10 protein-coding genes and 1 tRNA gene are annotated in these 12037 nt (G+C 61.4%); 6 read left to right on the top strand and 5 right to left on the bottom strand.

Translation table 11 applies throughout. The features are described 5' to 3' along the window. Positions 1 to 43: 43 nt before the first annotated feature. From bfr to B0G76_RS15065, 3 genes are all read right to left on the bottom strand, one after another. Positions 44 to 523: a bacterioferritin gene (bfr, locus tag B0G76_RS15075; RefSeq protein WP_120293330.1), complete on the bottom strand. Its 480-nt coding sequence runs from the start codon at positions 521 to 523 to the stop codon at positions 44 to 46. 200 nt (positions 524 to 723) lie between these two features. Further along, the gene (locus B0G76_RS15070; RefSeq protein WP_120293329.1) at positions 724 to 2247 is read right to left on the bottom strand and encodes a fumarate hydratase; all 1524 of its coding nucleotides are present in this window, start codon (positions 2245 to 2247) and stop codon (positions 724 to 726) included. Between the two features lie 55 nt (positions 2248 to 2302). Further along, positions 2303 to 2869, bottom strand: a complete 567-nt coding sequence (locus B0G76_RS15065) for a TIGR00645 family protein (RefSeq protein ID WP_409076714.1) — start codon at positions 2867 to 2869, stop codon at positions 2303 to 2305. A 752-nt stretch (positions 2870 to 3621) separates the two neighbouring features. On the opposite strand from B0G76_RS15065, the gene acs reads away from it, so the two are divergent. The 6 genes from acs (at position 3622) to B0G76_RS15030 (ending at position 9307) form a co-directional block, all read left to right on the top strand. Beyond that, the gene (acs, locus tag B0G76_RS15055) at positions 3622 to 5604 is read left to right on the top strand and encodes an acetate--CoA ligase (protein WP_120293326.1); all 1983 of its coding nucleotides are present in this window, start codon (positions 3622 to 3624) and stop codon (positions 5602 to 5604) included. A gap of 158 nt (positions 5605 to 5762) precedes the next feature. Next, positions 5763 to 6149 (top strand): DUF4212 domain-containing protein, encoded by a 387-nt coding sequence (locus B0G76_RS15050; protein WP_120293325.1) that lies wholly within the window; start codon positions 5763 to 5765, stop codon positions 6147 to 6149. A 4-nt stretch (positions 6150 to 6153) separates the two neighbouring features. Continuing rightward, positions 6154 to 8172: a sodium:solute symporter family protein gene (locus B0G76_RS15045; protein WP_120293324.1), complete on the top strand. Its 2019-nt coding sequence runs from the start codon at positions 6154 to 6156 to the stop codon at positions 8170 to 8172. Between the two features lie 60 nt (positions 8173 to 8232). Next, positions 8233 to 8323, top strand: a tRNA-Ser gene (locus B0G76_RS15040). Between the two features lie 146 nt (positions 8324 to 8469). Beyond that, a complete protein-coding gene (locus B0G76_RS15035) occupies positions 8470 to 8886 on the top strand; it encodes a M35 family metallo-endopeptidase (protein WP_259460587.1) in 417 nt (138 codons plus the stop codon). Continuing rightward, a complete protein-coding gene (locus B0G76_RS15030; RefSeq protein WP_183082058.1) occupies positions 8867 to 9307 on the top strand; it encodes a hypothetical protein in 441 nt (146 codons plus the stop codon). Before B0G76_RS15035 ends, B0G76_RS15030 begins: the two co-directional genes overlap by 20 nt. A gap of 205 nt (positions 9308 to 9512) precedes the next feature. Here B0G76_RS15030 and B0G76_RS15025 read toward each other — a convergent pair whose 3' ends face one another. Together B0G76_RS15025 and B0G76_RS15020 are read right to left on the bottom strand one after the other, a co-directional pair. Further along, positions 9513 to 10244, bottom strand: a complete 732-nt coding sequence (locus B0G76_RS15025) for an ABC transporter ATP-binding protein (protein ID WP_120293319.1) — start codon at positions 10242 to 10244, stop codon at positions 9513 to 9515. Continuing rightward, entirely contained in the window at positions 10232 to 12037 is a 1806-nt protein-coding gene (locus tag B0G76_RS15020) for an ABC transporter permease subunit (RefSeq protein ID WP_120293317.1), read from the bottom strand. The genes B0G76_RS15025 and B0G76_RS15020 overlap by 13 nt, the downstream gene beginning before the upstream one ends.

The raw sequence follows: 12037 nt of genomic DNA, 5'->3' as shown, positions 1-12037 counted from the left end.
GCGGGGCCGATCCTGGCGCACGGGCTGTTCCAACCTGGTTCGATCAGGACTCGACCGAGCCCATTGCAGTTTGCTGGTAGTTCTGGATGCCGACCTTATCGATCAGGTCCAGTTGCGTTTCGAGCCAGTCGATGTGTTCTTCGGTGTCGTCGAGAATCTTAACGAAGATTTCGCGCGAGATGAAATCGCGAACCGATTCGCAATACACGATCGCTTCTTTGCAGGTGCCCTGCGAAATCTGCTCGAGCTTCAGATCGCATTCGAGGATTTCTTTGGTTTCCTCGCCGATCAGCAGCTTGTGCAGGTCTTGCAGGTTCGGCAGGCCATCGAGCATGAAAATGCGTTCGATCAGCCAGTCGGCGTGCTTCATCTCGCCGATCGATTCGTCGTATTCATGCTTGCCGAGTTTCTCGAGACCCCAATGCTTGTACATCCGTGCATGCAGGAAGTACTGGTTGATGGCGGTGAGCTCATTTTTCAGTTGAGCATTCAGATATTCGATAACTTTCTTGTCGCCTTGCATGGGGTTTCCTTATGGGAACTTTGGGAACTTTGGGAGCTTTGAATTTTCAACAACAATAAACGCCAGACCAGAAAAAGCCAAGGAAACAGACGCATCATTTGACATTCTTCCCGGCTTCACGCGCCACGGCTCGCGCCGAAACGAAAAAGCCGGGACCGTAGCCCCGGCTTTCGACACACGTGACAGGCGTTAGCGGCGAATTAAACCGTCGCGACCGGAATCTTGCCGATCTTCGCTTGCCATTCCTTCGGGCCGGTCTGATGAACCGAGGTGCCGGTCGAATCGACGGCAACCGTCACCGGCATGTCCTGCACGTCGAATTCGTAGATCGCTTCCATGCCGAGGTCCTCGAATGCGAGAACCTTCGCGCTGCGAATGGCTTTCGACACGAGGTAAGCCGCACCGCCCACGGCCATCAGGTACGCGGCCTTGTGCTTCTTGATCGCCTCGATCGCAACCGGACCGCGCTCGGCCTTGCCGATCATCGAAATGAGGCCGGTTTGCGACAACATGGTCTCAGTGAACTTGTCCATGCGCGTGGCGGTGGTCGGGCCGGCGGGGCCGACTGCCTCGTCGCGCACCGGATCGACCGGGCCGACGTAATAGATCACGCGGTTCGTGAAGTCGACCGGCAGCTTTTCGCCCTTGGCGAGCATGTCGGCGATGCGCTTGTGCGCGGCGTCGCGGCCCGTCAACATTTTGCCCGACAGCAACAGCGTCTGGCCCGGCTTCCAGGCTGCGACCTGTTCCGGCGTCAGCGTGTTCAAATCGACGCGCTGGCTCTTTTCCGTGTCCGGTTCCCACTGGACTTTCGGCCATGCGTCGAGCGAGGGCGCCTCGAGCTTCGCCACGCCGGAACCGTCCAGCGTGAAGTGCGCGTGACGGGTCGCCGCGCAGTTCGGGATGATCGCGATCGGCTTGCTCGCGGCGTGCGTCGGTGCAGCCATGATCTTCACGTCGAGCACCGTGGCGAGACCGCCAAGACCCTGTGCGCCGATGCCGAGCGCGTTGACCTTCTCGTGCAGCTCGACACGCAGTTCTTCGATCCAGTCTTTCGGGCCGCGTGCGATCACGTCCTGAATGTCGATCGGATCCATCAGCGATTCCTTCGCCATCACCATTGCTTTCTCAGCGGTGCCGCCGATGCCGATGCCGAGCATGCCCGGCGGGCACCAGCCTGCGCCCATGGTCGGCACGGTCTTCAGGATCCAGTCGACGATCGAATCCGACGGGTTCAGCATCGCGAACTTCGACTTGTTTTCCGAGCCGCCGCCCTTGGCTGCAACCTGCACATCGACTTTGTCGCCCGGCACGATCTCGTAGTGGATCACGGCCGGCGTGTTGTCTTTCGTGTTCTTGCGCGCGCCTTCCGGCGGGCTCACGATCGACGCGCGCAGCACGTTGTCCGGGTTCAGATAACCGCGGCGCACGCCTTCGTTGATCATCTCGGTGACGCCCATCGTCGCCCCGTCCCAACGCACGTCCATGCCGACCTTCACGAACACCGTGACGATGCCGGTGTCCTGGCAGATCGGGCGCTTGCCTTCGGCGCACATGCGGCTGTTGGTGAGGATCTGCGCGATCGCATCCTTCGCGGCCGGGCTCTCTTCGAGCTCGTAAGCACGGCCCAAGGCCTGGATGTAATCGAGCGGGTGGTAATAGCTGATGTACTGAAGCGAATCAGCAATGCTCTGAATCAGATCTTCCTGTTTGATGACGGTCATGGCTAGCTCAGTGGGGACGATGGCGCTTGTTGTACGGACACGCAGGGCAGCGCGGTCAGTCGTGCGCCTTCAGGGGAGTGGAATCGTGCGAACTCACGACATGAAGCGCCGTGGGTTCCTGAAAATGTTTCGGATGCGTATGCGAGGTGAGGCGGTCGACCAGCGCCATCACTACTGCCGAGAGCAGGAACGCGACGTGAATGATCACCTGCCACATGATGGTGTGCGCCGAATTCTGGTCGGGGCTGATGAAGGTCTTCAACAGATGGATCGACGAGATGCTGATCAGCGCCATCGACAATTTGACCTTCAGCACGCCGGCGTTCACGTGGTCGAGCCATTCCGGTTCGTCCGGATGACCCTCTACGCCCAGGCGCGACACGAAGGTTTCATACCCGCCGACGATCACCATGATCAGCAGGTTCGAGATCATCACCACGTCGATCAGGCCGAGGACCACCAGCATGATGTTGGTTTCGTCGAGCGTCATGGACGCGGTGACCAGATGCCAGACTTCTTTCAGGAACAGGACGACATAGACAGCCTGGGCGACGATCAGGCCCAGGTAGAGCGGCACTTGCAGCCAGCGGCTCATGAAGATGATGGCGGGCAGCGGGCGCATCGGGCGGCGCGGACGGGCTGAGTCGGGTCGCGAGGCGGACATAGGCAAGAGTCAGATGAGTCGGACGAAATGCAGGTGACGGAACACGGACTAAATGCGCTGACCCGAAGCGCAAACCACACGCGCGGATCGGGCAAGCAAACCAGGGCGCAGACGGCGCGGGTCGCGGCCAGGGGAGACCGGAAAAGCTCGCGTCAGGCGCGCTATTGTACAGCGTCGGGTGAATTTGCTGCGGCGCGGCGGGCAGGGTGGCGTCGAAGCAATGAGAAGCAGGGGCAACGATTCAGGCTGGAACCCAGAGCGCTAGTTCAGTTAGCATTGCAAGAGGGCGTGCGAGGCGGCGGACAGGCGCGGCACGCGTGATGCTTCCCGTGTGCGTGATACCGGCTTGTCGATCCGGATGCATGAACGGAACGTCGCGCGTAACATGCCGCGACCGACCGGGCCGAACAGCGTAAGAGTTTTCGCTCGCTACGCGATGCGGTTCGCGTAAGTGGCCGGTAAGTTGCAAAGTTTATGTTTGAACGTGAGAGCGGAACGTCGGCCTTTCATCCATTTATGTTGCAATGCCGCATGAATGAAAGTGAAAGCCGAACGGACCGCGGCGCAGCGATCGGCGATCGGCGATCGATGCGCGAGGGTTGGAGACAGCGCGCCGTCTTTCGATCACGAACGGCGGCGGCATCATGACATGGCGCGCCAGAGGCGTGCCGGCACAGGTTTTACGTTTCATCTTCACCAAGGGGTTGTCGATGTCTGCGATTGAATCGGTTCTTCACGAACGCCGTGTTTTCCCGCCCTCCGCTGAAGCAGCGGCCGGCGCGGCCATCTCCGGTATGGATGCATACCGGGCGCTTGCCGTCGAAGCGGAGCGCGATTACGAGGGTTTCTGGGGGCGCCTCGCGCGCGAGACGCTAAGCTGGCATACGCCCTTCACCAAGGTGCTCGACGAATCGAAGGCACCGTTCTACACGTGGTTCGAAGACGGCCAGATCAACGCGTCGTATAACAGCATCGACCGTCATGTCGAAGCCGGCAATGGCGAGCGCGTTGCGATCATCTTCGAAGCCGACGACGGCACCGTCACCCACGTCACCTATAACGATCTGCTGCAACGCGTGTCGCGTTTTGCGAACGCGCTGAAAAAACGCGGCGTGAAGAAGGGCGATCGCGTCGTGATCTATATGCCGATGTCGATCGAAGGCATCGTCGCCATGCAGGCATGCGCACGGATTGGCGCCACGCATTCGGTGGTGTTCGGCGGCTTTTCGTCGAAGTCGCTCAATGAGCGCCTGGTGGATGTGGGCGCCGTTGCGCTCGTCACCTCCGACGAACAGATGCGCGGCGGCAAAGCCTTGCCGCTCAAAAATATCGCTGACGAAGCCATTGCGATGGGCGGCTGCGATGCGGTAAAGAGCGTGATCGTCTACAAGCGCACCGGCGGCAAGATCGCATGGGACGAAAGCCGCGACTTGTGGATGCACGAGCTCGCGCAGGCGGAATCGGATCAATGCGCGCCCGAGTGGGTCGGCGCCGAGCATCCGCTTTTCATCCTGTACACGTCGGGTTCGACCGGCAAGCCGAAGGGCGTGCAGCACAGCACTGGCGGTTATCTGCTGTGGGCCGCGCAGACCATGAAGTGGACATTCGACTGGAAGCCCACGGATGTGTTCTGGTGTACCGCCGACATCGGCTGGATCACCGGCCATAGCTACATCACGTATGGTCCGTTGACGCTCGGCGGCACCCAGGTCGTGTTCGAAGGCGTGCCGACCTATCCGAACGCCGGCCGCTTCTGGGACATGATCGCGAAGCACAAAGTCTCGCTGTTCTATACGGCGCCGACCGCGATCCGCTCGCTGATCAAGTCCGCCGAAGCGGACGAGAAGGTGCATCCGAAGAGCTATGACCTGTCCACGCTGCGCATCATCGGCACGGTCGGCGAGCCGATCAATCCGGAAGCGTGGGTGTGGTATCACGAGAACGTCGGCGGTGGCCGTTGCCCGATCGTCGACACGTGGTGGCAAACCGAAACCGGCGGTCATATGATCACGCCGCTGCCGGGCGCCACGCCTCTGGTGCCAGGTTCATGCACGCTGCCGCTGCCGGGCATCATGGCGGCGGTGGTCGATGAAACCGGCCAGGACGTGCCGAACGGGCAGGGCGGCATTCTGGTGGTGAAGCGTCCGTGGCCGTCGATGCTGCGCAACGTGTGGGGCGATCCGGACCGCTACCAGAAGAGCTACTTCCCCGAAGAGCTCGGCGGCAGGCTCTATCTCGCCGGGGATGGCGCGGTGCGCGACAAGGACACCGGCTACTTCACGATCATGGGCCGCATCGACGATGTGCTCAATGTGTCCGGCCACCGCCTCGGCACGATGGAGATCGAATCGGCGCTGGTGTCGAACCCGATCGTGGCTGAAGCGGCCGTGGTGGGCCGTCCTGATGCCACGACTGGCGAAGCCGTGTGCGCCTTCGTGGTGCTCAAGCGCGCGCGTCCTGAAGGCGAAGAAGCGGTGAAGCTCGCCAACGAACTGCGCAACTGGGTCGCCAAGGAAATCGGTCCGATCGCCAAGCCGAAGGACATCCGCTTCGGCGAGAACCTGCCGAAGACGCGTTCGGGCAAGATCATGCGCCGCCTGTTGCGTTCCCTCGCGAAGGGCGAAGAGATCACGCAAGACGTGTCCACGCTGGAGAACCCAGCGATTCTCGATCAGCTCGGCGAGTCGCTCTGAGCTTAGGTTTGCCTGGGTTTGTCGCAAGGGAATGCCGAATCAAGCGCCCTTGAGCGGACCCAGGCATCGACCACGCTAGTCAGGCCGTTAAAGCGACTGCGAGCCACCGCGCGGACAACCCCGATTGCCTGCCCGGTGGCTTTTTGATACATAGGCGCATGGCCGCGCCGCACCACACCTCTCACGCTACGCTCAATCCCGCGCCCGAACCCCCGGCGGTCTCGGCAGCGATGGCGCGCGCGCACCAGAAGTACTGGCGCTTCAATCTGACGTTGATCGCGACGTTGATGACGGTGGGCTTCCTGGTGTCGTTCGTTTTGCCGCTGGTGGCGCCGGCGTTGGGGCAGGTGCGCTTCATCGGCTTCAGGTTGCCGTTTTACTTCGGTGCGCAAGGGGCGATTCTGATCTACGTCGCGTTGATCGTCGTTTATATCGTGCTGATGCAGCGCGCCGACCGCCGTCTGCAACGCGCTTTCGATGCGGACGCGCGTTCGGGTGCCGATACCCGCGCCGATCCCACCGTGCCCACTGCGCACGGAAGCTGAGCCGATGAAGCTCACGAACCGGCTGATCCGCTCATACGCGCTCTATACGCTCGGCTTCCTGCTATTCATCTACGTGATGTGGCGTATCGAGCGGACCACCGGCCCCGGCGTGTGGATCGGTTATGTGTTCCTGTTCGTGCCGATCGCGGTATACGCGGTGATCGGGTTGCTGTCGCGCACGTCTGATCTGGTGGAATATTACGTGGCCGGGCGGCGCGTGCCTTCCTTCTTCAACGGCATGGCGACCGCGGCCGACTGGTTGTCCGCGGCATCGTTCATCGGTCTCGCCGGGTCGATCTATGCAACCGGATACGATGGTCTCGCGTACCTGATGGGGTGGACCGGCGGCTATTGCCTCGTTGCATTTCTGCTCGCGCCGTACGTGCGCAAGCTCGCGCGCTACACGATTCCCGATTTTCTCGGCACGCGCTTTTCGAGCAATGCGGTGCGTGGACTTGCGGCGTTAGCAGCGATCCTGTGCTCGTTCGTTTATCTGGTCGCACAGATTCAGGGCGTCGGCCTGATCGCGACGCGTTTTATCGGCGTGGATTTCGCGGTCGGCATTTTCTGCGGACTCGCGGGCATTCTCGTGTGCTCGTTTCTGGGGGGCATGCGTGCCGTGACGTGGACCCAGGTCGCGCAATACATCATCCTGATCGCGGCGATTCTGATTCCAGTGTCGATGATCGCGTATAAGGATGGCCTCGGCTGGGTGCCCCAGTTCAACTACGGCCGCCTGATGGAGCGCGTCGAGAGCCTGGAGAAGCAGGTGCGCGAGGCGCCGCTCGAGCAGACCGTTCGCGACGACTATCGGCGGCGCGCCGCGGTGATGCAGACGCGGCTCGATACGCTGCCGCAATCGTTCGTCGACGAGAAGTTGCGCCTCACGCAGGAAGTCGCGGATTTGCGCCGTCACAATGGCCCGCTGCGCGAGATCAAGGAGCGTGAACGCGCGCTGGAACAGTTTCCACGCGATGCCGCCGCCGCGCAGATCGTCTGGACCCAGCGACGCGACGAGATGCTGATGCGCGCGGCCGCGCCAGTGCCGATGCACGAGCCGTTTCCCGTCACGAACGAAGAAGACCGGCGCACGCACGAACGCAATTTTCTGTCGCTGCTGCTGTGCCTGTCGCTCGGCACGGCGAGCCTGCCGCACATCCTGACGCGCTACAACACGACGACCTCGGTGGCTTCCGCGCGACGCTCGGTCGGCTGGACCTTGTTCTTCGTCGCGCTGTTCTATCTGACGGTGCCCGTGCTGGCCGTGCTGATCAAGTACGAGATATTGACCCACCTGGTCGGCCATCACTTTGCCGATTTGCCACAGTGGCTTACGCAGTGGCGCAAGGTCGAGCCGAGTCTGATCAGTCTCGCCGATACGAATGGCGACGGCATTGTGCGCTGGAGCGAGATCCAGATGCAGCCGGATATGGTCGTACTCGCCGCGCCCGAGATTGCGGGGCTGCCGTACGTGATGTCCGGACTGATCGCGGCGGGCGCGCTGGCCGCGGCGCTCTCGACGGCGGATGGTTTGCTGCTGACGATCGCCAACGCGTTATCGCACGACGTCTACTATCACATGGTCGATCCGGCGGCATCGAGCCAGCGGCGCGTGACGATCTCGAAGATTTTGTTGCTGGGGGTGGCGCTGTTCGCGTCGTATGTGGCGTCGCTCAACACGGGGAATATTCTGTTTCTGGTGGGCGCGGCGTTTTCGCTGGCGGCCTCGAGCCTGTTTCCGGTGCTGGTGCTGGGCGTGTTCTGGAAGCGCACCACGCGGCTTGGGGCGGTGGCGGGCATGGTGGCGGGGCTGGTGGTGTGCATTTACTACATCGTCTCGACGTATCCGTTCTTCACGCAGATGACGGGCTTCGCGGGCGCGCGGTGGTTTGGGATCGAGCCGATCAGCTCAGGCGTGTTCGGCGTGCCGGCGGGGTTTCTGGTGGCGATCGGGGTGAGTCTGATCGACCGGAAACCGGACGCTTATACGCGGGCGCTGGTGGACTACATCCGGCATCCTTAGGCGGGTTTGCGCATGGGTGTGGCGCAGGGCGCGAAGTTTGCTATAATTCGGCTCCCCGCCGGAGAGATGGATGAGCGGTTTAAGTCGCACGCCTGGAAAGCGTGTATAGGTTAATAACCTATCCGGGGTTCGAATCCCCGTCTCTCCGCCAGAGGATTCAAAAAAGCCCTGCAAATTCAATGATTTGCGGGGCTTTTCATTTTCAGCCCATCGCATGGCCCATCGCAGCGTTCGCTGCCGCTCATCCTTGCATGGTCGCGCGTCTCTGAGCGTTCGCGCGTAGCCGACTGGTTCGGTGTGAACGACGATGCGGCGCGCAATCTTCTGATTACCGGCCTGATCGCCGTGAATCGAGTTTTGCGTGATCCCAAACCAAAGAATTTCGTTCGACAATCTCCAGAACTTGACCGTGCACTTGGATGCTTGCCTTCTCAGATAACCGCTGGCTCTGCGGCACACGTTTGCGCGCCGGATACGGCTACGCACACAATTTGCATACATGAGGTTTTTTGCGAAATCCGCGATAAGTCGTCGGGAGGGGATTCGAAGCTGTCAACGATCATTCATGAGGCAACACACTTTGCTGACACTTTCGGAAGCAAGGATTGGAAATATACGATTACGCGGTTCTTGCCAGAGTGGGGTCAGAAAAATCCGCAGTTGGCAATCAATAACGCGGACAGCATTGCGGGGTATGTCGTATATGAATATTAAACTGGCCGCTCTAGTGTTTGGGCTAATGGCAATCGGCGCACAAGCGTGTGAGTCGTCGCAGAACCTTCCCGGTCAGAACATCGACCTATATTTTGAAAAGAATTCGGCGCAGGTGTCGGCAGACCAAGTTTTAAAGTTGGCAAATTGGGCTGTCGATATGCGTCTTCTATATCCCATACAAGAAGTACTCTCCATAGGCGGATTGGCTGAGATGAGCGAAAAGGAGCCCAGGAACCTGGTGACGCAACGGGCCGAAATTGCAAAAACCATGCTGATGCAGTTCGGTCTCACCCAGGTTCCGTATGACGTCCGTGGACGGATCGACAAACCGTTTGGCTCAGTCGAGCCACCTGAAAAGGTGCGGCGCGCTGAGATTGAACTTTCCCCTGGCTGTCCAAACAATTGCTGCGATGGGCAGTGATCTGGCCGTTCCCCCAAGATGAAAAGCGTCCTGAACTTAGCTGATGCACTCGACTTGCGACGGCCCGGCGAGGTCTTCATTGATAACTGCGTCAGGCAGGAAATTGTTATCGACCCAGCTGTTGCACTTGGTATTTGAAACCGCCGTGCAAATAGATAGCTTCAGTGAGTTTATGTAAACAGATCAGAATACCTAATTTGTTTTATCACTCCGCCGCCACCGCACTCCCACCCAAATACGCCGCACGAACCCGGCTATCCTGCGCCAGCTCCCTCGCAGGCCCCGCAAGCGCGATACGCCCGCTTTCCAGCACATAGGCCCGATGCGCAATCCGCAGTGCCTGCCGCGCGTTCTGCTCGACGAGCAGTATCGAGGTGCCTTCATTGCAGATGTCGGCAATCATGCCGAAGATCACCCGGACCAGCTTTGGCGCCAGTCCCATGGAGGGCTCATCCAGCACGACGACGCGGGGCCGCAACATCAGGGCGCGTGCAATCGCCAGCATCTGTTGTTCGCCACCGCTGAGCGTGCCCGCCAACTGGCTGCGCCGCTCCCCGAGCCGCGAGAAAGTCTGATAGACCTCGGCCATCCGCTGTTCCAGCAAGGCGCCGTCGGCCCGGATCAGATAACCGCCGAGCCGCAGATTTTCTTCGACGGTCAGCGCCCCGAACATGCGACGGCCTTCCGGCACATGACCGAGACCCAGCGCCACGATCTGGTGAGCCCGCAATCCGGTGAGCAGTTGCCCGGCCATCGTGATCTGTCCGGCACGCGGGCGAATCAGGCCGGAAATGGCGCGTAACGTAGTGGTCTTGCCCGCCCCATTACTGCCGAGCAAGGCCACGATCTCACCTTCCGCGACGTCCAGCGAAATGCCGTGCAGAACCTCGACGTTCCCATAGCTCACATGCAGATCGCGGATTTCTAGGAGTCCCACAGCGATTTCTCCCCGGCGGCATCCTCAGCCGCTTCGTCTGTTTCGGCTGTACCGAGATAGGCGTCGATCACACGCGGATCGGCCTGGATCTCGCTTGGCGAACCCTCGGCGATGATGACGCCATGGTCCATGACGATGATCCGGTCCGATACGCCCATCACCAGCATCATGTCGTGTTCGATCAGCAGCACCGTCACGCCCAGATCGCGAATACGCCGGATCAATTCCATCAGCGCGTGCTTCTCGGTCGGATTCATCCCCGCAGCCGGCTCGTCCAGCAGCAGGAGATATGGATTGCTGGCGAGCGCACGCGCGATCTCCAGTCGGCGTTGATCGCCATAGGGCAGGTCCGCTGCGCGTTCGCCCGCCCGAGCGCCGAGGCCGACGAAGCTGAGCCAGCCCAGGCCTTCGGTCGCGTGATCGGCCGCCTCGGAGCGCGCTGAGGGCAGCGCAAGCAGTTCGGCGATCAGCTGCGTTCGGAGCCGATGATCCATGCCGATCAGCACGTTCTCGAAGGCCGTCATGTTGGCAAACAGGCGGATGCCCTGGAAGGTGCGCGCCATGCCGCGGTGGACGATGTGATGCGGTGCTCCGCCAGCCAGCGAAGCGCCGCGCCAGAGAACCTGGCCGCCGCTCAGACGGGTCACACCGGTGAGACAGTTGAACACCGTGGTCTTGCCGGCGCCGTTCGGGCCGATCAGGCTGAGAATCTCGCCGCTGCGCACCGTGAAGCTCACGCCGCCGACCGCTCGCACGCCGCCAAAGCGGCGCTGCATGTTGAGCACGTCGAGCAGGATTTCATCGGCGACGGTTTCCCGGGGCACGGGCTTGGCCGTGCCGATGCCCTCGCGCGGCGGCGCCACCCGGCGCAGTGGTGCCGGCCACAGGCCTTGCGGCCGGAGCAGCATCAGGATCACCAACCCGATCGCAAATCCGAAGATGCGCCAAAGGTTGAGGAAACGCAGCAGCTCGGGCAGGCCGGCAACGATGACGGCGCCGAGTATCACGCCAGGAATGCTGCCTCGGCCGCCCAGCACGACGATGATCAGGATCGTGACGGATTGCAGATAGGTGAAACCGGTCGGGTCGATCGTCCCGAAGCGCGCAGCGAACAGGCTGCCGCCAAAACCGCCGATCAATGCGCCCATGACGTAGGCCAGCAGTTTGACGCGCAGCGTCGGCACGCCTACGGCCTCGGCAGCCGCCTCGTCCTCGCGGATGCTGGTCCAGGCGCGCCCGAGTCTCGACTGGCCGAGCCGTATCGCGAACACGAGCACCAGCACGAGGAACGCGATACCCAGTTCGTACACCGCACGAGGCGAACTGATTTCGTAGCCGAACAGGCTGGGGCTGTCGATACCGTAGATGCCGTTCGGGCCGCCCGTAATCCGAAGGTTGGTGGCAATAATGCGCGTGATCTCGCCGAACCCAAGCGTGACGATCGCCAGGTAGTCGCTGCGCAGGCGCAAGGTGGGGTAGCCGATGACGATGCCCGACGCGCCGGCAAACGCCAGGCTAAACGGCAGTGTTTCCCAGAACGAGAAATGCAGCAGGGTTTCCAGCAGCGCCGTCGTGTAGGCGCCGATCGCAAAGAAGGCGGCATAGCCGAGATCCAGCAGCCCTGCATAACCGACTACGATATTCAGTCCCAGGCCGAGGATCGAATAGGTGGCGATGGTCAGGCCGACATCGACGATATAACTGCTGGCGACAGCCGGCAGCACCACGGCGGCCACAAGCAGCGCTGCGCCGGCAGGGCGGCGCCAACGCGCTGAAGCGAGCGTCGCGTTCAT

This window comes from Paraburkholderia sp. BL23I1N1 (assembly GCF_003610295.1).
In the GTDB taxonomy this organism is placed as follows: Bacteria; Pseudomonadota; Gammaproteobacteria; order Burkholderiales; family Burkholderiaceae; genus Paraburkholderia.
This window is presented reverse-complemented; position numbering and strand designations above follow the sequence as displayed.

Bases quoted from the DNA above. Each gene is read 5' to 3' on its own strand.
- bfr (WP_120293330.1), bottom strand. From the start codon at position 523: ATGCAAGGCGACAAGAAAGTTATCGAATATCTGAATGCTCAACTGAAA.
- B0G76_RS15070 (WP_120293329.1), bottom strand. From the start codon at position 2,247: ATGACCGTCATCAAACAGGAAGATCTGATTCAGAGCATTGCTGATTCG.
- B0G76_RS15065 (WP_409076714.1), bottom strand. From the start codon at position 2,869: ATGCGCCCGCTGCCCGCCATCATCTTCATGAGCCGCTGGCTGCAAGTG.
- acs (WP_120293326.1), top strand. From the start codon at position 3,622: ATGTCTGCGATTGAATCGGTTCTTCACGAACGCCGTGTTTTCCCGCCC.
- B0G76_RS15050 (WP_120293325.1), top strand. From the start codon at position 5,763: ATGGCCGCGCCGCACCACACCTCTCACGCTACGCTCAATCCCGCGCCC.
- B0G76_RS15045 (WP_120293324.1), top strand. From the start codon at position 6,154: ATGAAGCTCACGAACCGGCTGATCCGCTCATACGCGCTCTATACGCTC.
- B0G76_RS15030 (WP_183082058.1), top strand. From the start codon at position 8,867: ATGTCGTATATGAATATTAAACTGGCCGCTCTAGTGTTTGGGCTAATG.
- B0G76_RS15020 (WP_120293317.1), bottom strand. From the start codon at position 12,037: ATGAACGCGACGCTCGCTTCAGCGCGTTGGCGCCGCCCTGCCGGCGCA.